This window comes from Roseateles sp., from assembly GCF_965262435.1.
Taxonomy (GTDB): Bacteria; Pseudomonadota; Gammaproteobacteria; order Burkholderiales; family Burkholderiaceae_C; genus Paucibacter_A.
The window spans coordinates 3837639-3860281 of record NZ_OZ253537.1 but is presented as its reverse complement, the minus strand read 5'-3'; the positions used below and the strand labels follow the sequence as shown (position 1 = coordinate 3860281).

Genomic DNA, 22643 nt, shown 5'->3' with positions numbered 1-22643 from the left:
TGCTCATTTGGCGCGGCCCTTGAGTACGGCTTCGGGTTGCTGGTCCAAGGTGTCCGCCAGTTCGCGCAGGGCGCGGGCGGCCTGGGCGATGTCCTTGAGTGCACGTTGCAGATTCTGGTTCAGCGGTGCTTCATCCTGCGCCACATCGGCCACGGCTGCCGCGGCCCGGGCCAGCTCGGTCGAGACCCGGCGCAGGTCTTGCACCACGGCGCCCTCGGGATTGAAGGTCTTGCCCACGCGCTCGGCCGACTCGTTGACCGTCACGGCCGCGCGGCTCATGCGCTCCATGGCCAGCTGGGTGGCTGCCAGGGCGCCCAGGGCCGCATCACCCATGGGGCCGGCGCGGCGGTCGAGCTGGGTGCTGAGGCGGCGCAGATTGGCACTCACGGCCTCAATGTCCTGCAAGGCCCGGCTGAGCTCCGGGCCTTCGATCAGGCGTCGGCCGGTGCTGGCGATGGCCGAGAGGTCGCCGACCAGGCGCTTGATGTCCAGGCCATCCACCTGGTTGCGCAGGTCCTGGAAAGGCGTGGCCACGGTGGGGATCTGCACATAGCGGCTGGTCTCGACGGCGGCCCCGGTGGTGGTTTTGTCCGGCCGAAAGTCCAGGTCCACATAGAGTTGGCCCGTCAGCAGGCTTTGCAGGCCCAGCTGGGCGCGCAGGCCGCGATCGACCAAGGCCTTGAGCGAGGTGGCGCCGCTGCCAGGCAGGCGCTCGCCGCTGAGATTGCCGAGCATGTCTCGCTCCAGTTCGGCTTCGACCGGAATGGATACGGCATTGCTGGCATTGTTGTAGGCCACGCCGATGGCGCTGACATTGCCCAGGTGCACGCCGCGGAACACCACCGGCGCGCCGATTTGCAGTCCGTAGATGGAGCCGTGGAAATACATCACCACGCGCTCCTTGCCGCCCAGCAGCTTGCCGCCGGCGATCACAAAAACAGCGATGAAAAGCAGGATCAGGGCCGTGACAACAAACAAGCCCAGCAGGGCAGGGTGACCGTGACGCTTTCTCATGCACGTGCTCCTGCTGCTTCATCGAGGCCGCGACGCAGGAACAGGCGCACCGTCTCGGGGCCTGACTCCAGCAAGCGGCGCGGGGCATCGAGCGCGGTCATGGTCTTCTCCTTGGCGTCGAGAAAGAGGGCGCGGTCGGCCACCGCGAAGATGCTGCTCAGTTCATGCGTCACCAGCACGATGCTGGTGCCGAGATGATCGCGCAGATTGAGGATCAGCTCATCAAGGCTGGCGGCGCTGATCGGGTCCAGGCCGGCCGAGGGCTCGTCCAGAAACAGCAGAGGTGGATCCAGGGCCATGGCGCGGGCGATGGCGGCGCGCTTTTTCATGCCGCCGCTGAGGGCGCTGGGCAGCTCGTCGAACGCGCCTTCCATGCCGACCAGGGCCAGCTTGAAGCGCGCCATCTGCTCGGCCGCGTCCTCGTCCAGTTCGCTGAACTCGGTGAGCGGCAGCATGACGTTTTCGCCCACCGTCATCGAGCTCCAGAGTGCTCCGCCTTGGAACATCACACCGAACTGGCGGCGCAGGCGGGCCAGTTCCTCCACATCGGCATCGGCCAGATCCCGCTCCCCGAAAATGACGCGGCCTAGGGCCGGCTCCTGCAGGCCGATCAGATGGCGCATCAGCGTGCTCTTGCCGCAGCCGCTGCCGCCCATCAGCACCAGGATCTCGCCGCGCTGCAGCTCGAAGCTGAGGTTCTCCATCAAGAGGCGGCCGGCCACGGCCAGGCTCAGGCCTTCGGCACGCAGCAGCGGGCTCGCGGTTTGCTTCATCACCAGCCCAGCCTCTGGAAAGCAATCGTCAGCGCCGAGGCGGCAATGACGATCCAGATGATGGCCTGCACCACCGCGGCGGTGGTGGCCTCGCCCACGGCCTGGGCGCTGCGACCGGCATGCAAGCCCTGGCGGCAGCCGGCCATGGCGACCAGCACGCCGTAAACCGTGCCCTTGAGCAGGCCGATGCTGGCGTGCGCCAGGGTGATGGCCTTGGAGCTGCGGTAGAGGTAGTCCAGCAGCTCGACATGGAAGATGCCCACCGCCACCAGCAGGCCGGCCAACATGCCCACCACGGCCGCAAAAGTGGTCAGCAAGGGGGCCATCAAGGCCATGGCCAGAACTCGCGGCAGTACCAGATGCTCGACCGGGTTCAGGCCCAGGGCGCGCAAAGCATCGACTTCCTCATTGGCCTGCATGCTGCCGATCTGGGCGGCGAAAGCGGCGCCGACGCGTCCGGCCAGCATGATGCCGGTCATCAGGGCAGCGATTTCTCGCACCACGCCAATGGTCACCAGGTCGGCCATGAAGGCCTGGGCGCCGAGGCGCTGCAGCTGGGCTGCGCCCATATAGGCAATGATCAGCCCGACCAGAAAGCTGATCAGGGTGACGATGGGCAAGGTGGCGGGGCCGGTGGCGTGCAACTGCTGGGCCAGGTCTTCGCTGCGCATGGCAGTGCTGCCGCGCATGGCCCGGTAGACGGCGATCAGCAAATCGCCGGTGAAAGCCAAAGTGTCGCGCGTGCGGCGATAGCGTGCCTGCCAGGCCAGACCGACGCGGGTCAACCAGCGCGGGCGGCGGCGGCCGCCGGGCGCGTCGCCGGCACTCTGTCGGGCGGCCAGATCCAGCATGCCGCTCAAGGCCGGCGGTAGGTCCCGCGTGTCCAGCGGCGCCCGGGCGCTGCGGCTCAAGGCCCAAAGGGAAGCGGCGAGGCTGCTGTCAAAGGCCACCAGCGCGCGGCCATCGATTCGCAGTGGCAGCGTTGCTGAGGCGGAGGCTGTGGTGTCGGGCCGGGCCGGCAGGCGGCTCTTGCCGCGCCAGTCGCCGCTCAGGCACAGCAGAGGGCCCTGCTCGTCGTGGGTCCAGTGCGCTTGTGCTTCGTTCGCTGCAGCGCTGTCCGCGGTATCGCCCAAACCTGCTCCTGTTCAGCCAGGGACAAGGTTAACAGTTGGCTGGCGTGGCCTCACCACGAGCGGGCGAGGCCACGCAGCATTACATACTCAGTCCACTGATTTCATCAAGTGCGAGACCTGGGTCTTGAACTCTGGCGACTCGCGCAGCTTGCCTTGCAGGCGCCAGACTTCACGCGCGGTCTGCCCATGCTTGGCAAAGAATGACTTGGAGAAGATGGTGTAGTAGGCCTTGTCGACCAATGGCGGATTCACCCGCTCGACCTTGCCTTGCAGGGCCGGCAGCGCGGCCAGGGAGTTGTCCGCTTCGGTGGTCTGCAGCGCGGCCGCGAGGTAGCGACCCGAGGCCACGCGGTTGAGCAGCTCGTCGGCCGTCGGCGCGTTGTCCTCAACCTTGGCGCCCAGCTGCTTGAGCTGCGCGACGATGGAAAAGCCGGCTTGCGCGCCGATGGTGCCGGCCGCAGTCAGCGCCTTGCCGTCCCAGCTGAGGGCAGCCGCCTTGCCTTTGTAGAGCGCATAGGTGGCGCGGTACATGCGCTTGGTGGCGTCGGCCTCGCCGTCGAGCTTGAGCGGGTAATGGGCAAACTCGGCCCGCTCGGCGTTGAAGCTGGCATTCATGGCTGCGTCAATCTTGCCGCTCTTCAGATCGGCCAGGCATTGCTTCCAAGGCATGGGCATGAGCTTGATCGGCGTGCCCAGCTGCTTCTCCAGCTGCGCCATCATGATCTGGCTGTAGCCGGGCTTGTCCTTGAGCAGCCAGGGGAAAGCGTCTTCGTTCTCGTGGCAGATGTGCAGGCTCTCGGGCGCCGCGTCGGCGGCTTGCACGTGGGCGCTGGGGCCGAGCAGCAGGGCGAAAAGAGCCAGGCCGTTCACAGTGGGGAGGAGCTTGGGCATGAGCATGGGTCTTTCACAAAACAAGGGCTGATTGCGACCGGTGGCCGGCTGGCTGCACCGTGTCCGGGCATCCTAGGCTCAAGCCGGCCCGGTCATCCCCAGGAATATGGGCATTCCTGGGCCTAATCTTGTTCTGTGCTGAGCTTTTGCGGCCCATGCCGGGCCGCTCACCGTCACCAGATGCGAATGCGCTCCGCGTTGCCCTTGAACATCTTGTCGCCAGCCTTGGTGCCGAAGGCCTGGTGGAAGCCGTCGTGATTGACGGCCGCGCCATTGGCCCGGAACTCGGCGGGCGAGTGCGGGTCCATGGTGACCTGCATCAGCGTCGCCTCTTCGCGCATCTTGCTGCGCCAGGCCTGCGACCAGCCCAGGAAGAAGCGCTGCTCGCCGCTGAAGCCTCCGATCACCGGGCTGGGCTTGCCGCCCAAGGAGCGCTGGTAGGCCTTGTACGCCACTTGCAGGCCCGACAAATCGGCGATGTTTTCGCCCAGGGTCAGCTCGCCGTTGACATGCTTGCCCTGGATGGCTTCGTAGCCGTTGTACTGGGCCACCAGCTTGGCTGCCACGGCCTCGAAGGCCTTGCGGTCGGCCGGCGTCCACCAGTTGCGGAGCTTGCCGTCGCCGTCAAACTGGCTGCCCTGGTCGTCAAAGCCGTGGCTGATCTCGTGGCCGATCACGGCACCGATGGCCCCGTAGTTGGCGGCGTCGTCGGCCGAGGCATCAAAGAAGGGCGGCTGCAGGATGGCTGCGGGGAAAAGGATCTCGTTGGTCGTGGGGTCGTAGAAGGCATTGACCAGCTGCGGGTTGATGCCCCACTCCTTGCGGTCCACCGGCCGGCCGGCCTTGGCGGCCAGCACCTGCCATTCGAAATCGGCCGAGCGCAGGCGGTTGCCCAGGGCGTCGCCGGCGCGCACGTCCAGGGCGCTGAAATCGCGCCATTGGTCGGGGTAGCCGATCTTGACGGTGAACTTGTTGAGCTTGTCGCGCGCCTGCAGCTTCGTCTGCGGCGACATCCAGCTCAGGGCTTCCAGCGAATCCCCGAAGGCGGCCATCAGATTGCCGACCAACTCCTGCATGCGGGCCTTGTGGCCGGCCGGGAAATGGCGCTCGACATAGAGCTTGCCCAGGGCATCACCCAGGGCCGCGTTGACCTGGGCCATGCCCTGTTGCCACCGCGCTTGTTCCTGGCTGGCGCCGGACAAGGCCTTGCCGCGGAAGGCAAAGCGCGCATCGCGGAAGGCCTGGGGCAGGGTGGAGGCCTGCGCGTCCAGCAGGTGCAGCTTGGCGTAAAGCTTCCAGTCGGCCAGCGGCAGCTTGGCATGCAGGCGGCCCAGTGCGATGGCCATGCTGGGCTGGGCCACGACCAGACGGTCGATCTGGCCCAGGCGGGCGGCTGCCAGGAACGCAGCCCAGTCGAAGCCGGGCGCCTTGCGTGCCAGCTCGGCCGGGCTCATGGGGTTGTAGGCCTTGACCGGGTCGCGGTTGGCCACCGGGTCCCAGTGGGCCTTGGCGATCGCGGTCTCCAGGGCCAGCACGCGTGCAGCGGCGCGGGCGGGTTGGGCTTCGCCGGCCAGCTCGGCAAGAGTTTGCAGGTACTGCAGATAGGCTGCGCGGGCCTTGAGCATGCGCGGCTCTTTCTTCAGGTAGTAGTCGCGGCCGGGCAGGCCCAGGCCGCCCTGGCTGGCCGCCGCCAGGTTCAGGCTGGGGTTCTTGAAGTCGGGCCCGACCGAGAGCTCCACGGGCGTCGACAGATGGCCTTGCATGCGGCCCAGCCACTGGGCCAGCTCACGCGGGGTCTTCAACGCATCGATGTCGGCCAGCTGGGGCTGCAGCGGGGCCAGGCCGGCCTGGTCAATGGCCGCCGTGTCCAGGAAGGCGGTGTAGAAGGTGGCAAGCTTGTGCGCAACGCTGCCGGCCGGCTGCGGCTGGCGTGCCAGCTCTTCGACGATGGCGCGCACCTGTTGGTCGGACAGGTCGCGCAGCACGGCAAAACTGCCAAAGCTGGACTTGTCGGCCGGGATCTCGGTGCTCTTGAGCCAGCCGCCGTTGGCGGCGCGGAACAGATCGTCCTGCACACGCACGCTGGCGTCGAAGCCGGGCAGGTCCAGGCCGATGGTGTTTTCCACGGCATGGCTGGCGCTGCCCAGTTGCAGCAAGACGGCGAGAAGGGTCAGACGGGGCAGTTTCATGGCGATTTCACAGGCATGGTGTGGAGCCGGGCGCAGGTGTTTGCGTCGGCGCGAAGCCGGCGATTGTCGAGGCAGCGGAACTGCTGGCTCTAGCAGGCCGAAACTTGTCGGTTACTGCCGCGAAGGCAGCACCTTAGGAAGATGGCTTGTCGCTGTCGAAAGTCAGGCGCTGAAACGCACGCGAATCGCGGGTTTACCTCGGCCCTTGTTTGCGGGGTGCCGCGGCGGGGCCTGGGTGCGATGTTGCGCCGAAGCTGCAGGTGTCATGCCGGCCGCGTGTTCGAGCGCGCTGCGCCAGCCCGCGCGCGATCCTTGGCCTCAGGCTCCGCAACAAAGGGGCAGTTGCTTGGTTTAGACTTCGTGAACTGCGAAGATGCAATTATGAATATCGGTGTGCGCATGTTGTTGGCGAAAGCTAAATTCCATCCCCAGAGTATTGGCTGCTGGCATGAGGGCCAATCTGGATTTGAACTGAGCCAGGCCTCGTCGCGCTTTCGACCTTCTTTCCGATCTGAAACATTGCTTCTTCGTCCATCGGCCCTGAATCCAGACCTCGGACACAACCATGCGCCTTGACCTGACCACCCTCAATCTCGTGCTGGCCATTGAGCAGACGCGCTCCATCACGCGCGGTGCGCAGCAGGAGCATCTGGCCCTGGCCGCGGCCAGCAAGCGGGTGTCCGACCTGGAGGCCCGCCTGGGCGTGCAGTTGTTCGAGCGCCGTTCGCGCGGGGTCGAGCCCACCGAAGCCTGCCGCGCCCTGGTGCGCCACATCCGTTCCCTCCATGCCTCCCTGCATGCGCTGGAGAGCGAGGTGGTGGAGTTCGCCCGCGGCATCAAGGGCCATCTGCGCATCGCCGCCAACAGCGGCGCGATTGCCGAATGCCTGCCGGCCGATCTGGTGGCCTTCAGCCAGGGCCACCCGCAAATCCGTATCAGCCTGGAAGACCTGACCAGCGCCGAGGTGCAGGCGGCGGTGGCCGAAGGCCGGGCCGATGCCGGCGTGTTCACCGCGCCCTTGCTGGACAGCCGCCTGCAGACCTGGTCCTACGCCCGTGGCCGCCTGGCCGTGCTGGTGCCCAAGCGCCATGCGCTGGCGGAGCAAGACAGCGTGCGCTTTGCCGACCTGCTGGACTACGACCTGATCGGCCTGCACGCCGGCGCCTCGGCCCAGGAAATGATGCGCCAGCAGGCCCAGGCCCTCGGCCGCACGCTCAATGCCCGCATCCAGGTGCGCGGCTTTGATGCGATTGCCCAGTTGGTCGAGGCCGGCCTGGGCGTGGCCGTGCTGCCCGGCGGGCCGGCCGAGCGCTTCTCGCGCGTGTTTGACGTCAAGCTGCTGGCCCTGGACGAAGACTGGGCCGTGCGCGAGTACTGCTTGGGCGTGCTGCGCCAGGAACGCTTGCCGGCCGTGCTGCAGCGCTTTGTCGACAGCCTCTGCCCACCGCCGCCCAAGGCTTGATTGACCATCAAGCCGCCCCGAACTCATCGATTGCATTGAAGGAAAGAAGACTGTCATGACTGCTCGCACGCTCTACGACAAGCTCTGGGATGAGCATGTCGTCCACACCGAAGACGACGGCACGGCCGTGCTCTACATCGACCGCCATCTGCTGCACGAGGTGACCAGCCCGCAGGCCTTTGAAGGCCTGGATTTGGCCTCGCGCAAGGTCTGGCGCCTTTCCGCCAATCTGGCGGTCAGCGACCACAATGTGCCCACCACCGACCGCAGCGGCGGCATCGCCGACCCGATCTCCAAGCTGCAGGTCGACACCCTGGACCAGAACTGCGACCGCCACGGCGTGACCCAGTTCAAGATGAACGACAAGCGCCAGGGCATCGTTCATGTGATCGGCCCGGAGCAGGGCGCCACGCTGCCCGGCATGACCGTCGTCTGCGGAGATAGCCACACGTCCACCCATGGGGCTTTCGGCGCGCTGGCGCATGGCATTGGCACCTCCGAGGTCGAGCATGTGCTGGCCACGCAGACCCTGCTGGCCAAGAAGGCCAAGAACATGCTGATCCGTGTCGAGGGTCAGGTCGTGCCCGGCGTCGGCGCCAAGGACATCGTGCTGGCCATCATCGGCAAGATCGGCACGGCCGGCGGCACCGGCTACACCCTCGAGTTCGGCGGCTCGGCCATCCGCGCGCTGTCCATGGAAGGGCGCATGACGGTTTGCAATATGGCCATCGAAGCCGGCGCCCGCGCCGGCCTGATCGCCGTGGACGAGACCACGCTGAACTACGTCAAGGGCCGGCCCTTCACACCGAGCGGCGTCGAATGGGATCTGGCCGTGCAGTACTGGCGCGGTTTGCACTCGGACCCCGGCGCGCATTTCGACGCGGTGGTTGAGCTGGACGCCAGCCAGATCCGCCCGCAAGTCACCTGGGGCACCTCGCCCGAGATGGTGCTGGACGTGAACGCCCGCGTGCCCGACCCGGACAAGGAAAAGGACGCGGTCAAGCGCGGCGCCATCGAGCGCGCGCTGCAGTACATGAGCCTGGAGCCCAACAAGGCGATTGCCGACATCCATGTGGACAAGGTCTTCATCGGCTCCTGCACCAACAGCCGCATCGAGGACATGCGCGAGGCTGCCGCCGTGGTGCGCCGTATCGGTGGCCGCCTGGCCTCGAATGTGAAGCTGGCCCTGGTCGTGCCGGGTTCGGGTCTGGTCAAGGCGCAGGCCGAGGCGGAGGGCCTGGATCAGGTCTTCAAGGCCGCAGGTTTCGAGTGGCGCGAGCCTGGCTGCTCCATGTGCCTGGCCATGAATGCCGACCGCCTGGAGCCCGGCGAGCGCTGTGCCTCCACCAGCAACCGCAATTTTGAAGGGCGCCAGGGCGCCGGCGGCCGCACCCATCTGGTCAGCCCGGCCATGGCCGCCGCGGCCGCCATGCGCGGTCATTTCGTCGACGTCAGCCATCTCAGCTGAGCCAGCCGGCGAACACAAGGAGTTAGTTCAGACATGGAAAAGTTCACCCTGCACCAGGGCCTCGTCGCCCCCATGGACCGCGAGAACGTCGACACCGACGCCATCATCCCCAAGCAGTTCCTCAAGTCCATCAAGCGCAGCGGCTTTGGCCCTAACTTGTTCGATGAGTGGCGCTATCTGGATGCGGGCGAGCCCGGTCAGGACCCGGCCAGCCGCCGGCCCAACCCCGATTTCGTGCTCAACCAGGCGCGCTATGCCGGCGCTTCGGTGCTGTTGGCGCGCGCCAATTTCGGCTGCGGCTCCAGCCGCGAGCATGCGCCCTGGGCGCTGGAGCAGTACGGCTTTCGCGCCCTGATCGCGCCCAGCTTCGCCGACATCTTCTTCAACAACTGCTTCAAGAACGGCATCCTGCCCATCGTCTTGCCCGAGTCACAAGTGGCGCGGCTCTTCGACGAAGTGCTTGCCTTCCCCGGCTACCAGCTGAGCATCGATCTTCCGCGTCAGGTGGTGATCAAGCCGGACGGCACGGAGCTGCCCTTCGAGGTGCAGGCCTTCCGCAAGTTCTGCCTGCTGGGCGGTTTTGATGACATCGGCCTGACCCTGCGCCATGCCGACAAGATCAAGGCCTTCGAGGCCGAGCGCCTGGCCGCCAAGCCCTGGCTCAAACACCAGCTGTCGGCCTGAGCGCCGCGCGAATCCATTCAAGGACAGATATGAAGATCGCAATCCTCCCCGGTGACGGCATCGGCACCGAAATCGTCGCCGAAGCCGTCAAGGTGCTCAAGGTCCTGGACCTGCCGCTGGAGATGGAAACCGCGCCGGTGGGCGGCGCCGCTTACGAGGCTGTTGGCCATCCCCTGCCGGACTCCACCCTGCAGCTGGCCAAGGACGCCGACGCCATCCTGTTCGGCGCCGTGGGCGACTGGAAGTACGACAAGTTGGACCGCCCCCTGCGTCCCGAGCAGGCCATCCTGGGCCTGCGCAAGCATCTGGGCCTGTTTGCCAACTTCCGCCCGGCCATTTGCTACGAGCAGCTGACGCACGCATCGAGCCTGAAGCCCGAGCTGGTGGCCGGCCTGGACATCCTCATCATCCGTGAGCTGACCGGCGACATTTACTTCGGCCAGCCGCGCGGCCGCCGCACCGCGGTGGACGGGCATTTCCCGGGCAGCGAAGAAGCTTTCGACACCATGCGCTATTCGCGCCCGGAGATCGAGCGCATCGCCCATGTCGCCTTCCAGGCCGCGCGCAAGCGCAACAAGCGCGTCACCTCGGTGGACAAGGCCAATGTGCTGGAGACCTTCCAGTTCTGGAAAGACGTGATGATCGAAGTCGGCGCCGAGTACCCCGATGTGGAACTCGACCATATGTACGTGGACAACGCTGCCATGCAACTGGTCAAGGCGCCCAAGCGCTTTGATGTGATGGTGACCGGCAATATGTTTGGCGACATCTTGTCCGATGCGGCGGCCATGTTGACCGGCTCCATCGGCATGCTGCCCTCGGCCTCCTTGGACAAGAACAACAAGGGCTTGTACGAGCCAAGCCATGGCAGCGCGCCGGACATCGCTGGCAAGGGAATCGCCAATCCTCTGGCTACAATCCTGTCCGCTGCCATGATGCTCAAGTTCTCCCTCAACCAACCCGAAGCTGCTGCTCGTATCGAAGCCGCAGTGGGCTCGGTGTTGTCCCAAGGTCTGCGCACCGCAGACATTTGGAGCGAGGGCACCCAGAAGGTGGGCACGCGCGAGATGGGTGACGCTGTCGTTTCTGCATTGAACACGGCGATTACCACGACCAAAACCATGAAGGGCTAGTTCAGCTCCGGTTCGTCTCGCCCCTACACCCCCGGCGACACGAGCCGGGGGAGAAGAAGTCCAGAGGCTTTTTTCTTTTTTAGGGCGATAGAGGTAACAGCGATGACGACACTTGTTGGATTGGTAGGCTGGCGCGGCATGGTGGGTTCGGTCCTGATGGACCGGATGAGCGCAGAAAAAGACTTTGACCTGATCGAGCCGCTGTTCTTCAGCACCTCGAACGCCGGCGGCGCCGCCCCGGCCCAGGCCAAGAACGAAACCAAGCTCCAGAACGCGTTTGACATCGAGCAGCTCAAGCGTTGCGAGATCATCATCACCGCCCAGGGCGGCGACTACACCAGCGAAGTTTTCCCCAAGCTGCGCGCCGCCGGCTGGAACGGCCACTGGATCGACGCGGCTTCGACGCTGCGCATGGAATCCGACGCCGTCATCATCCTGGACCCGGTCAATATGCCGGTCATCAAGGATGCCCTGGCCAGGGGCGGCAAGAACTGGGTCGGCGGCAACTGCACCGTGTCCTGCATGCTGATGGGCGTGGGCGCGCTCTACAAGGCCGGGCTGGTCGAGTGGATGAGCACCCAGACCTACCAGGCCGCCAGCGGTGGCGGTGCCCAGCACATGCGCGAGCTGCTGACGCAGTACGGCACGCTGAATGCGTCCGTTCGCGCCTTGCTGGATGACCCCAAGAGCGCCATCCTGGAAATCGACCGCCAGGTCATCGCCACCCAGCGTTCCTTGAGCGCCGCCGAGACCGCCAACTTTGGCGTGCCACTGGGCGGCTCGCTGATCCCCTGGATCGACAAGGACCTGGGCAATGGCCAATCCAAGGAAGAGTGGAAGGGCATGGCCGAGACCAACAAGATCCTCGGTATCGGCGAAGGCTTCGGTTCCAGCGCCATCCCCGTGGACGGTTTCTGCGTGCGCGTGGGCGCCATGCGCTGCCACAGCCAGGCCCTGACCTTCAAACTGAACAAGGACGTGCCCCTGGCCGACATCGAAGCCATGATCGCCGCCGACAACGAGTGGGTGAAGGTGGTGCCCAACACGCGTGAAGCCACGATCAAGGATCTGACCCCGGTGGCCGTGACTGGCACCATGACGATCCCGGTCGGCCGCCTGCGCAAGCTGGCCATGGGTCCCGAGTATCTGGGTGCCTTCACCATCGGTGACCAGCTGCTCTGGGGTGCTGCCGAACCGCTGCGCCGCATGCTGCGCATCCTGCTGGACCGCTGAGGGGAGGGCTTCGTTGAGCGGGGTGTGCAGCGCGCCCGCTCAGTGATATCCCGCATTCACGTTGCCCCCAAGCGACAAGCTGGGGCGGACGGGCGAAACTCAACAGGGGCAAATGGGCTTTTCAGGCATTGCCTGAGCTTCTGAGCGTATATGCTCGCCGCTATTGAGTTTTCCGGTTCGCGAACCTGGCGCATGAGGATGGCATCGTGAGTGCTGTTGAGCGGAGAATAGTGATCGTCGAAACAGGCGGACACCCGTTGGTGCCCGCCTTGTTGCTTTGGGGGATGCCTTGAAACTACATAAAAGCGCCGTGGGTAGCGCACTGGGCCGCACGTGGGGCCGTTTTTCCCTGACTCATGTGGCTGCCGCCATGTTGGCTGCTGCGAGCAGCGGAGCTTGGGGCCTGGGTCTGGGCAAGCTGACCGTGCAATCGGCACTGGGCGAGACGCTCAAGGCCGAGATCGACATCACCAGCATCAGCGCCGAAGAGGCGGGCACCTTGAAGGTGCGTGTCGCTCCGCCCGAGTCTTACCGCGCTACCGGTGTTGAGTACAACGCTGTGCTCACCGGCACGCAGGTCCAGGTCTTGCGCCGCGATGGCCGCAATGTGCTGCGTGTGAGCAGCGACCGCGCGGTTCAGGAACCCTTTGTCGATGTGATTCTTGAGCTCACCTGGGCCAGCGGCCGTTTGGTGCGCGAGTACACCTTGCTGTTCGATCCGCCGGCTAGCCCCAGGCCAGCCAACGCAGCGCCTGCTGTGGCCGCTGCTCCGGTGATTTCCTCCGCTCCCGCCGAAGCCACGCCGCCGCCAGCCAGCAGCCGTCCGCGCCTGGAACCGCGCCCTGCTGCACCCGCGCCGGTACCTGCGCCCGCCGTGGCTGAAGCTCGCCCGCGCAACGAAGCGCCGGTGCGCCCGGCCAGAAGCAATGAGGCGCCTGCGTCCGAGTATGTGGTCAAGCCTGGCGACAGCCTGTCGCGCATCGCCGGCAAGACGCAGCCGGCCGGTGTTTCGCTGGACCAGATGCTGGTGGGCCTCTACCGCAACAATGAAGACGCCTTCATCAACGGCAATATGAATCGCTTGAAGGCCGGCAGCGTGCTGCAAGTGCCTTCCGCGGACAGCGTGTCCTCTCTGAGCACGGCCGAGGCTCGCCAGGTGATTCGCGCGCAGAGCGCCGACTTCAATGCCTACCGCCAGCGACTCAGCGGTGCCGCACCGACGATCAAGCAAGACGAGAGCGATCGCCAGGCCAAGGGTCAGGTTCAGGCTGCGGTGGAAGATCGCAAACAAGCCGCTGCGCCGACGCCTGACAAGCTGACTCTGAGCAAGGCCGCTGCGGCCGATGCGAAGCTTGCCAAGGTGTCCAAGGACACCGAGAAGAAAGACTCGGCGGCTCGCGTGGCCGAGTTGACTCGCAATGTGGAAGAGCTGAAAAAGCTGTCCAGTGCTGCCAAGCCTGCGCCTGCGCCGGTGGCGGCTCCGGCTCCGGCGCCAGCGCCAGCGCCAGCGCCAGCGCCAGCGCCAGCGCCAGTTCAAGCTCCGGCTCCGGCGCCCGTCGCAGCACCCGCTCCGGTGGTGGCTGCGCCTGTGCCGGCGTCCATGCCTGCCCCACTGCCGGCGCCCGTGGCTTCCAAGCCCTTGCCCAGCACCGTGGCTCCGGCCGCTTCCAAGCCGGCCAGTGCGGTCATGCCGGCCGCGCCCGAAGTTGCTCAGCCTGGCATCCTGGAACAGTTGCTGGACAACCCACTGCTGCCCCTGACGGGACTGCTGTTGCTCGCCGCTGGCGGCTTTGGTTTCTACCGTTTCCGCAATCAGAAGGCCCAGGCCAAGTCTGACACGGGCTTCCAGGAAAGCCGTCTGCAGCCGGATTCATTCTTCGGCGCCACCGGTGGTCAGCGCGTGGACACGCGCGATGCGGCCAATGGCGCCTCGTCGATGAACTACTCGCTGAGTCAGCTGGATGCCATCGGTGATGTCGATCCGGTGGCGGAGGCCGACGTTTACCTGGCCTATGGCCGCGACCTGCAGGCCGAGGAAATCCTCAAGGAAGCCTTGCGGGCCAACCCTGAGCGCATGGCCATCCGGCTCAAGCTGCTCGAGGTCTACGCCAAACGCCGCGACACCAAGGGCTTTGAGCAGCTGGCCATCCAGCTCTACGCGGAAACGCAAGGCCGCGGTGATGACTGGGCCAAGGCTCAGGAGCTGGGCCGTCAGATCGATCCGGACAATCCGCTCTACCAGCCGGGCGGTGCGCCGAGCTTGCCGGCCAGCGGACGCGAGGTTCATCCCGAGCCCATGGACGCCAGCACCATGCCGCACACGGTGACCGCGGGCGGTCATCTGGCCACCGAGCCTCTGGGACGCAATGCGCCGGACACCGGCCCGACCAGCGTGTTCGATCTGGACTTGGATCTCGACCTGGATTCGCCGCCAGCCGCGCCTGCGCCGTCGCCGATTTCCATGGAAGCCACCCAGGCCCTGCCGACCACGGTGGACCAGGCCCCGATGGCCATGGACTTCGACCTGTCGCCGCCGGCGACGCCGACCCAAGCCGGTGGAACCGATCTGGAATTCGATCTGGACGATCTCGACGACGATCGCCCGGCCACGGTCACGCCGGAAGCGGCCGGCGGTGCGCTGGACTTTGACCTGTCGTCCATCGACCTCGACCTGCCGGCCACGCCCGCCATTCCTTCCGCCGAGTCTTCGGCCCTGGAGGGTGATTTGGCTGCCGAGTTCGACGCCTTGATGAAGGAGGCTCCGGCCACTGCAGCTCCGGCCATCCCGGACATCGCTGACCTGGGCCTGGACGATGGCGACCCGCTGCTGCGTCAGCTGGAGTTGGCCGATGAGTTCCGTCAGATTGGTGACACCGAGGGAGCGCGCGAAGTGCTGCAGGAGCTGATCTCCAAGACCAGCGGCGGTCTGCGCGACAAGGCTCAGGCCATGCTCAACGAACTGCGCTGAAGCCTGTGGCATGCTTCGAGGCGCTCGGCCTGGCCGAGCGCCTTTTTCATTGGGGAGTAGTGCTTTGATGTCGACGGTGTCTGGGGTGGAGCAGGGCGAAGGCCTGCAGGCGGGGCGGGCGGAAGCTGTGCAGCGCGTCGCCCTGGGTGTCAGCTACCGCGGCCAGGCGTACCACGGCTGGCAGAGCCAGAGCGACCGCCAGACCGTGCAGGATGTGCTGGAGGCGGCGCTCAGCGAATTCGCCGACCGCGAGATTCGCACCATCTGCGCCGGCCGCACCGACACCGGCGTGCACGGACTCAACCAGGTGGTTCATTTCGACACCACGGTGCGGCGCGAGTCAGCCTCTTGGGTGCGGGGCACGAATCGCTACCTGCCGGCCGATGTGGCCATTCAGTGGTGTGTGTTTCCGCCGGTCGACTTCCATGCGCGCTTTGCCGCGCGAGGCCGGCGCTACAGTTTTCTCTTGCTGGAATCGGTGGTGCGGCCGGCGATTGAAGCCGGCGCCGTGGGTTGGGTGTTTCGCCCGCTGGACATGGCCGCCATGCAAGCCGCTGCGGCGCTGCTGCTGGGCGAGCATGACTTCAGCAGCTTCCGCTCCTCGCAATGCCAGGCGAAGTCGCCGATCAAGACCTTGCGCTCGATTGAGATCACGCGACGCGGCGCCTACTGGCGTTTCGACTTTGACGCCTCGGCCTTTCTTCATCACATGGTGCGCAATCTGATGGGTTGCCTGATCGCGGTGGGCAATGGCAGCCGGCCACCGTCCTGGGTGGGCGAGGTGCTGGCGGCGCGCGAGCGCAGCGTTGCCGCACCGACCTTTCCGCCGGACGGGCTGTACTTTAAAGGCCCGTACTACGATGCGGATCTGCAGATTCCGACCCACACGGCAGCCATGGACTGGTTGCCTTGAACGTGTTGCCAACCCCTGTCTTTTGAAGCGCGAGTGCCCATGAGCCGTACCCGAATCAAGATCTGCGGCCTGACCCGCGAGGCCGATGTGCTGGCTGCTGTCGCGGCCGGTGCCGATGCCATCGGCTTTGTCTTCTACGCCAAGAGCCCGCGTTTTGTGAGCCCGGCCCGGGCGGCAGAGCTTGCTCGCTTGTTGCCGCCGTTCGTGACGCCGGTGGGCTTGTTCGTCAATGCCAGCGAAGCCGAGGTGCAGGAGGCGCTGGCGGCATTGCCGAATATGCTGCTGCAGTTCCACGGCGATGAGAGCGCGGCCGACTGCGAGCGCTTCGGCCGGCCCTATTTGCGGGCTGCGCGCATGGAGCCGGGCTTCGATTTGCTAGACTACGCCCAACAGTTTTCAACAGCACAAGCCATCCTGCTCGACGCCCACGTCGAAGGCTATGGCGGTGGTGGAAAGGTTTTCGATTGGTCACTCATTCCAAAAAACGTGCCCTCTCCAGTCGTTTTGTCTGGTGGGTTGCATGCCGGAAATGTGCTGACTGGCGTGCTTCAGGTCCGGCCCACGGCCGTTGATGTGAGTTCCGGCGTCGAACAGGCCAAGGGCCTGAAGGACGCCGCCCTGATCCAGCAGTTCTGCGCCGCCGTGCGCGAGGCCGATGTCCAAATCGATGCCCAAGCGGCTCGCCTGAACTGCGTCTGAAGAGAAGCACGATTCCCACCATGCAAGACTACGCACAGCCCGATGCCCAGGGGCATTTCGGCCCCATCCATGGCCAAACCTACGGCGGCAGCTTTGTCGCCGAGACCTTGGTTCACGCCCTTGACGAGCTGAAAGAGGCCTACGCCCACTACAGCAAAGACCCGGAATTCATCAAGGAGTTCAAGCGCGAGTTGGCCCATTTCGTCGGCCGCCCGAGCCCGATTTATCACGCCGATCGCCTGAGCCGCGAGCTCGGCGGTGCCCAGGTCTTCTTGAAGCGTGAAGACCTGAATCACACCGGCGCACACAAGATCAACAACACCATCGGCCAGGCCTTGCTTGCCAAGCGCATGGGCAAGAAGCGCATCATTGCCGAGACCGGCGCCGGTCAGCACGGTGTGGCCACGGCCACCATCTGCGCCCGCTACGGCATGGAATGCGTGGTCTATATGGGCAGCGAGGACGTCAAGCGCCAAAGCCCCAATGTCTACCGCATGCATCTGCTGGGCGCTCGCGTGGTGCCGGTGGAGTCGGGCTCCAAGACGCTGAAAGACGCGCTCAACGAGGCCATGCGCGACTGGGTCACCAATGTCGAGTCGACCTTCTACATCATCGGCACCGTGGCCGGCCCGCATCCGTATCCGATGCTGGTGCGCGACTTCCAGCGCGTGATCGGTGACGAGTGCCTGACGCAGATGCCCGAGATGATCGGCCGCCAGCCCGATGCGGTGATCGCCTGTGTGGGCGGCGGCAGCAATGCCATGGGCATTTTCTACCCCTACATCCCCCATGCCGGCACGCGCCTGATCGGCGTGGAGGCAGCCGGGGAGGGCATGGACAGCGGCAAGCATGCGGCCACGCTGAGCGCCGGCAGCCCGGGTGTGCTGCATGGCAACCGCACCTACCTGCTGCAAGACGACAACGGCCAGATCATCGAGACCCATTCGATCTCGGCCGGCCTGGACTACCCCGGCGTCGGCCCCGAGCATGCCTACCTCAAGGACATCGGCCGCGCCGAGTATGTGGGTGTGACCGATGCGGAAGCGCTGGCTGCTTTCCATCATCTGTGCCGCACCGAAGGCATCATCCCGGCGCTGGAGTCCAGCCATGCGGTGGCCTACGCGATGAAGCTGGCGCCGACGATGCGGGCCGATCAGCACCTGCTGGTCAATCTGTCCGGCCGCGGCGACAAGGACATCGGCACCGTGGCCGATCTGTCCAAAGCCGAGTTCTACTGCCGACCGTCCTGCAAGGGTCAGTCGGTCAAGGGTGGTGAACAACCGGTCCATGTGGTGACGTCGAAAGGAGGCCTGTGATGAGCCGCATCCAAGCCACTTTCGCCCGTCTGGCCGCGCAAGGCCGCAAGGCCTTGATTCCCTTTGTCCACACCGGTGATCCGTATCCCGAAACCACGGTGCCGTTGATGCGCGCCATGGCCGAGGCCGGCGCCGATGTGATCGAGCTCGGCGTGCCGTTTTCTGACCCCATGGCCGACGGCCCGGTGATCCAGCGAGCGGCCGAGCGAGCCTTGCAAAAAGGCATCGGTCTGGCCCGTGTGCTGGCCGATGTGCGCGAGTTCCGCCAGGCGGACGATGTCACCCCGGTGGTGCTGATGGGTTACGCCAATCCGATCGAGCGCTACGGCATTGCCCGTTTCGTCGACGATGCGGCGGCAGCCGGTGTCGACGGCGTGCTGGTGGTGGACTACCCGCCCGAGGAGTGCGAAACCTTTGCCGCTCTGCTGCAGGCGCGCGGCCTGGACCCGATCTTCTTGCTGGCGCCCACCTCGACCGTGGCGCGCATGGCCCGCATCGGCAAGATCGCCAGCGGCTACGTCTACTACGTCTCGCTCAAGGGCGTGACCGGCGCGGGCCACCTGAACACCGCGGCCGTGGCCGAGATGATCCCGCGCATCCGCCAGCATGTCAGCGTGCCGGTGGGTGTGGGTTTCGGCATCCGCGATGCCGCTACCGCCCGCGCCGTGGCCGATGTTTCGGACGCGGTGGTGATCGGTTCTCGCCTGGTCGAGCTTCTGGAGACGCAGACACGCGATAATGTCGCTTTGACGGGTGCCCAGTTCATCCGCGAGATCCGCGCTGCGCTCGACGCGTAGCCTGACCTGAGAACCAGAACAAAGGAGTCTGCTTGTGAGTTGGCTTGAGAAACTGTTGCCGCCCAAGATGCAGCAAACCGACCCGACCGAGCGCCGCATGGTGCCGGAAGGTTTGTGGATCAAGTGCCCGTCCTGCGAGACGGTGCTCTACAAGACCGATCTGGAAAAGAACGTCAACGTCTGCCCCAAGTGCAGCCACCACCACCGCATCGGTGCCCGCGCTCGCCTGGATGCCTTCCTCGACGGCGAAGGCCGCTACGAGATCGGCCAGGAAGTGCTGCCGGTGGACGCGCTGAAGTTCAAGGACAGCAAGAAGTACCCCGACCGCCTGAAGGAAGCGCTGGAAAACACCGGCGAAACCGACGCGCTGATCGTCATGGGCGGCGCCGTGATGACGCTGCCGGTGGTGGTGGCCTGCTTCGAGTTCAACTTCATGGGCGGTTCCATGGGTTCGGTGGTCGGTGAGCGCTTTGTGCGTGGCGTGGAAACCGCCATCGAGCAAAAGACGCCGTTCATTTGCTACACGGCCACCGGCGGTGCCCGTATGCAGGAAGGTCTTTTGAGTCTGATGCAGATGGCCAAGACCAATGCGGCCCTGACCCGCCTTGCCAAAGCCAAACTGCCCTATATCAGCGTGCTGACCGACCCGACCATGGGCGGCGTGTCGGCTTCCTTTGCCTTTGTCGGTGATGTGGTGATCGCCGAGCCCAAGGCGCTGATCGGCTTTGCCGGCCCGCGCGTGATCGAGAACACCGTGCGTGAGAAGCTGCCGGCTGGCTTTCAGCGCGCCGAGTTCCTGATGGAAAAGGGAGCCGTGGACATGATCGTGGACCGCCGAGAACTGCGCGAGACCATCGCCCGTTCGCTGGCCATGCTGCAACGCCAGAGCTCGGACGCCGTGGCCTGAGCTGCCTTGGCAGCCGCTGTCTGAGCTCTCGCTCCTCACCCCTCACGGCCAGGCCCACAAGGTCTGGCCGTCTTTCTTTGCTGGAAGCGTTTTCCTCGCCATGACCTCTCAGAACCTCACGCCCGTGCCTGCCACTCTGGACGACTGGCTGGCCCATTGCGAACGCCTGCATCCCAAGACCATCGACATGACGCTGGACCGGGTCACCACCTTGCGCGCGCGCCTGGGATTGAACTTCGAACCGCCGGTGGTGGTGGTGGCGGGCACCAATGGCAAGGGCTCGACCTGCGCCATGCTGGAGTCCATCGCCCTGCAGGCGGGCTACCGCGTGGGCCTGTACATCAAGCCGCATCTGGTGCATTTCCAGGAGCGCTGCCGCGTGAACGGCGCGCCGGTGGCGGCCGAGAGCCTGCTGCCGCATTTCGAGGCGGTGGAGGCGGCGCGCGGCGAGATGACGCTGAGCTACTTTGAGTTCACCACCCTGGCCATCATGCGCCGCCTGGCAGCCGAACCGCTGGATTTGGTGATTCTCGAGGTGGGCCTGGGCGGGCGCCTGGATGCCGTCAACTGCATCGATGGTGACTGCGCCGTCATCACCAGCATCGACCTCGATCACACCGAGTACCTGGGGCCGGATCGTGAGTCGGTGGGCCGCGAGAAGGCTGGCATCATGCGCGCCGGCCGCACGGTGATCATCAGCGACCCCATGCCACCGGACAGCCTGGCGGCGCGTGCAGCCGAGATCGGCGCCGATCTGCGTCAACTGGGTGTTGATTTCAGCTACAGCGGCGATCGCCAGCAGTGGCAATGGTCGGGCCGCGAGCGCCGCTTCAGCGGCCTGGCCTATCCGGCGCTGCGCGGCGTCAACCAATTGCTCAATGCGGCCGGTGTGCTGGCGGTGTTCGAGGCCTTGTACGAGCGCCTGCCGATCAGCGCGCAAGCGGTGCGTACCGGCCTTGCCTTGGTGGAGTTGCCCGGGCGTTTCCAGGTCGTGGCCGGCCAGCCGGCCCTGGTGCTGGATGTGGCGCACAACCCGCATGCCGTGGCGGCCCTGGCCCAGAACCTGGACCAGATGGGCTTTTATCCGCGCACCCATGCCGTCTTCGGCGCCATGGCCGACAAAGACCTGGCCAGCATTTTCCAGCGCATGGCGCCCTTGGTCGACGTCTGGCATTTCTGCAATCTGGAACTGCCCCGTGCCGCCAGCGCCACCGATTTGCAGGCTCAGTTCGCAGCTCTGCAGGCCGAAGGGCGCCTGAAGGCGCCGCCGCAGGTGCGGCTGCACACCCATGCGCAGCCGCTCGACGCCCTGGCGGCAGCGGCGGCCGAGGCAGACCCCGCTGATAGAATTCTGGTCTTCGGTTCCTTCTACACAGTGGGTGGCGTGCTCAAGAACGGTGTGCCCCGTTTGCAATCCAAGCAAGCACCGTCGGAAGCGCTGCCGCCACCGAATTTCCCGACTGTTGGATGAGACCAGGCGGCCGCTTTGGCCTGGTTTTTGAACCCGGCGCTTTAGCGCTGGGCTGAGGCGACCGGTGGCCGCCTCGTTCCTGCTTTCGTCAACGCTGTCCTTCACCTCGGCGCAGGCCGGATTTCTTGCCATGGGTTTGCTGTCCTTTTTCAAGCGCGACAAGGCTGCACCGGCTGCCAAGCGGGTGTCCGATTCGGCTGATGCCGTCCAGCAACTGCGCTTGCGGGCGCGCCACCGCCTGATCGGCGCTGCCGTCTTGGTCGGCGTCGGTGTAATCGGTTTTCCGCTGGTGTTTGAGACGCAACCGCGACCCATTCCAGTGGACTTGCCCATCGATATTCCCAGCAGGGAAGCGGCTGCGCCCTTGGCGATTCCGCAGCCGCGGCCTGTGCAACCCAGCCTGCCGCCTTTGGCTGCGACCGAGGAAATGGAGCCTGCGGCGCCCGCTGCCAGTTCGACCCGATTGAGCGAAGGCAAGGTGGCTCTTGTGCCCGCGCCGCTTTCTGCACCGGCCCAAGGTACAGACAAGTCGATTGAAAAATTGGCCGATAAGTCCGCAGCGAAGCCGATCGAGAAGTTGTCTGACAAGCCGGCTGAGAAAGCTGTCGAAAAGAGCCTGGATAAGGCAAGCCCCAAGCTAGCCATCAAGCCAATCGAGAAAGCGGTCGACAAGCGCAGCAACCCCGAGGCTGCCCGCGTGCAGGCTTTGCTTGAGGGGCGTGCTGGAGACACTGCCGGCAAACCGGCTGAGGCAGCGCCCAGCACGCGACATATTTTGCAAGTGGGCGCCTTTGCCGACAGCAAGTCCGCCCATGAAGTGCGCATGAAGGTGGAGCATCTGGGTCTCAAGACCTACACCCAGGCCGTGGACACCGCAGCCGGCAAGCGCATACGCGTGCGCCTTGGACCCTATGCCAGTCGCGAGGAAGCCGACAAGGCGGCGGCCAAGCTCAAAGCGGCTGGCCTGTCGGCGGCCGTGTTGACGCTTTGATGCGGCGCGACCCGGCTTCTTGCGCGACCGAGCATCGCGTGTTCCGAGTTGCCACGCCATGAGTTGGGTGGACCTGACGTTGCTGGCCTTGCTGTTGCTGTCCGTGCTGGTCGGTGTGTGGCGCGGCCTGGTGTTTGAGTTGCTGTCCTTGGCCGGTTGGTTGGTCGCCTATCTGGCGGCGCCTCATGTGGCGCCATGGCTGCAGACCTTTTTGCCGCAGCAACGCCTTGGGGCCAGTTTGAGCGCGGGCCTGGGGCTGGTTTTGAGTTTTGCCTTGGTCTTGTTGCTCTGGGGCCTGGCAGCGAAGTTGTTGCGCGCCTTGATTCATGCCTCGCCGTTGAGTGTGCTGGATCGTTTGGCGGGTGCCGGATTTGGCGCTGTGCGTGGCCTGCTCCTGGCCTTGTTTTTGGTGGTGCTGGTGCAGATGACACCCGCGGCCCAGTGGCCGGCCTGGCAGGAATCGCGGCTGGCGCCGCAGCTGCATCAGGTGCTGGGCGCCTTGCGGCCGCTGTTGCCAGACGCGGTCGCGAGTCGATTGCCTGCTTGAGCCACAAGCTCGGGCAGCTTGGAAGTTGAACGGCGCCTGTCTGGGCCGTTAGGT

At 65.5% G+C, this 22643-nt stretch carries 19 protein-coding genes; 14 read left to right on the top strand and 5 right to left on the bottom strand.

All coding sequences use genetic code 11. The features are described 5' to 3' along the window. Window positions 1-3: 3 nt before the first annotated feature. The 5 genes from ACQY39_RS16650 to ACQY39_RS16630 all read right to left on the bottom strand — a co-directional run bounded on the left by ACQY39_RS16650 (window position 4) and on the right by ACQY39_RS16630 (window position 6000). Window positions 4-1014 (bottom strand): MlaD family protein, encoded by a 1011-nt coding sequence (locus tag ACQY39_RS16650; RefSeq protein WP_428508068.1) that lies wholly within the window; start codon window positions 1012-1014, stop codon window positions 4-6. Further along, window positions 1011-1787: an ABC transporter ATP-binding protein gene (locus ACQY39_RS16645; RefSeq protein ID WP_428508066.1), complete on the bottom strand. Its 777-nt coding sequence runs from the start codon at window positions 1785-1787 to the stop codon at window positions 1011-1013. The genes ACQY39_RS16650 and ACQY39_RS16645 overlap by 4 nt, the downstream gene beginning before the upstream one ends. After that, a complete protein-coding gene (locus tag ACQY39_RS16640) occupies window positions 1787-2920 on the bottom strand; it encodes an MlaE family ABC transporter permease (RefSeq protein ID WP_428508064.1) in 1134 nt (377 codons plus the stop codon). Before ACQY39_RS16640 ends, ACQY39_RS16645 begins: the two co-directional genes overlap by 1 nt. A gap of 87 nt (window positions 2921-3007) precedes the next feature. After that, window positions 3008-3811 carry a substrate-binding periplasmic protein gene (locus ACQY39_RS16635; RefSeq protein ID WP_428508062.1) on the bottom strand — a complete coding sequence of 268 codons (804 nt, stop codon included), beginning with the start codon at window positions 3809-3811 and terminating at the stop codon, window positions 3008-3010. Window positions 3812-3984: 173 nt separating this feature from the next. Continuing rightward, window positions 3985-6000: a M13 family metallopeptidase gene (locus ACQY39_RS16630; protein WP_428508060.1), complete on the bottom strand. Its 2016-nt coding sequence runs from the start codon at window positions 5998-6000 to the stop codon at window positions 3985-3987. A 565-nt stretch (window positions 6001-6565) separates the two neighbouring features. On the opposite strand from ACQY39_RS16630, the gene ACQY39_RS16625 reads away from it, so the two are divergent. The 14 genes from ACQY39_RS16625 (at window position 6566) to ACQY39_RS16560 (ending at window position 22589) form a co-directional block, all read left to right on the top strand. After that, window positions 6566-7462 carry a LysR family transcriptional regulator gene (locus ACQY39_RS16625; RefSeq protein ID WP_263520088.1) on the top strand — a complete coding sequence of 299 codons (897 nt, stop codon included), beginning with the start codon at window positions 6566-6568 and terminating at the stop codon, window positions 7460-7462. 55 nt (window positions 7463-7517) lie between these two features. Next, complete coding sequence (gene leuC, locus ACQY39_RS16620) at window positions 7518-8930, top strand: 3-isopropylmalate dehydratase large subunit (protein ID WP_428508058.1); 1413 nt, start codon at window positions 7518-7520, stop codon at window positions 8928-8930. A gap of 33 nt (window positions 8931-8963) precedes the next feature. Further along, window positions 8964-9614: a 3-isopropylmalate dehydratase small subunit gene (leuD, locus tag ACQY39_RS16615; RefSeq protein ID WP_263520090.1), complete on the top strand. Its 651-nt coding sequence runs from the start codon at window positions 8964-8966 to the stop codon at window positions 9612-9614. Window positions 9615-9643: 29 nt separating this feature from the next. Next, on the top strand, window positions 9644-10747 hold the full coding sequence (gene leuB / locus ACQY39_RS16610; protein WP_428508056.1) for a 3-isopropylmalate dehydrogenase: 1104 nt from the start codon (window positions 9644-9646) through the stop codon (window positions 10745-10747). Window positions 10748-10849: 102 nt separating this feature from the next. Beyond that, entirely contained in the window at window positions 10850-11980 is a 1131-nt protein-coding gene (gene asd, locus ACQY39_RS16605; RefSeq protein ID WP_428508054.1) for an aspartate-semialdehyde dehydrogenase, read from the top strand. A gap of 370 nt (window positions 11981-12350) precedes the next feature. Further along, a complete protein-coding gene (locus tag ACQY39_RS16600) occupies window positions 12351-14948 on the top strand; it encodes a FimV/HubP family polar landmark protein (protein WP_428508052.1) in 2598 nt (865 codons plus the stop codon). 127 nt (window positions 14949-15075) lie between these two features. Beyond that, the gene (gene truA, locus ACQY39_RS16595; RefSeq protein WP_428510866.1) at window positions 15076-15861 is read left to right on the top strand and encodes a tRNA pseudouridine(38-40) synthase TruA; all 786 of its coding nucleotides are present in this window, start codon (window positions 15076-15078) and stop codon (window positions 15859-15861) included. 39 nt (window positions 15862-15900) lie between these two features. Next, window positions 15901-16560, top strand: a complete 660-nt coding sequence (locus tag ACQY39_RS16590; RefSeq protein WP_428508050.1) for a phosphoribosylanthranilate isomerase — start codon at window positions 15901-15903, stop codon at window positions 16558-16560. Between the two features lie 20 nt (window positions 16561-16580). Then, complete coding sequence (gene trpB / locus ACQY39_RS16585; protein ID WP_428508048.1) at window positions 16581-17876, top strand: tryptophan synthase subunit beta; 1296 nt, start codon at window positions 16581-16583, stop codon at window positions 17874-17876. Then, window positions 17876-18673 (top strand): tryptophan synthase subunit alpha, encoded by a 798-nt coding sequence (trpA, locus tag ACQY39_RS16580; protein ID WP_428508046.1) that lies wholly within the window; start codon window positions 17876-17878, stop codon window positions 18671-18673. The genes trpB and trpA overlap by 1 nt, the downstream gene beginning before the upstream one ends. A gap of 34 nt (window positions 18674-18707) precedes the next feature. After that, the gene (accD, locus tag ACQY39_RS16575; RefSeq protein ID WP_428508044.1) at window positions 18708-19580 is read left to right on the top strand and encodes an acetyl-CoA carboxylase, carboxyltransferase subunit beta; all 873 of its coding nucleotides are present in this window, start codon (window positions 18708-18710) and stop codon (window positions 19578-19580) included. A 100-nt stretch (window positions 19581-19680) separates the two neighbouring features. Next, on the top strand, window positions 19681-21051 hold the full coding sequence (folC, locus tag ACQY39_RS16570) for a bifunctional tetrahydrofolate synthase/dihydrofolate synthase (RefSeq protein ID WP_428508042.1): 1371 nt from the start codon (window positions 19681-19683) through the stop codon (window positions 21049-21051). A gap of 130 nt (window positions 21052-21181) precedes the next feature. Continuing rightward, window positions 21182-22042 (top strand): SPOR domain-containing protein, encoded by an 861-nt coding sequence (locus ACQY39_RS16565; protein WP_428508040.1) that lies wholly within the window; start codon window positions 21182-21184, stop codon window positions 22040-22042. Between the two features lie 58 nt (window positions 22043-22100). Next, the gene (locus tag ACQY39_RS16560) at window positions 22101-22589 is read left to right on the top strand and encodes a CvpA family protein (protein WP_428508038.1); all 489 of its coding nucleotides are present in this window, start codon (window positions 22101-22103) and stop codon (window positions 22587-22589) included. Window positions 22590-22643 lie beyond the last annotated feature (54 nt).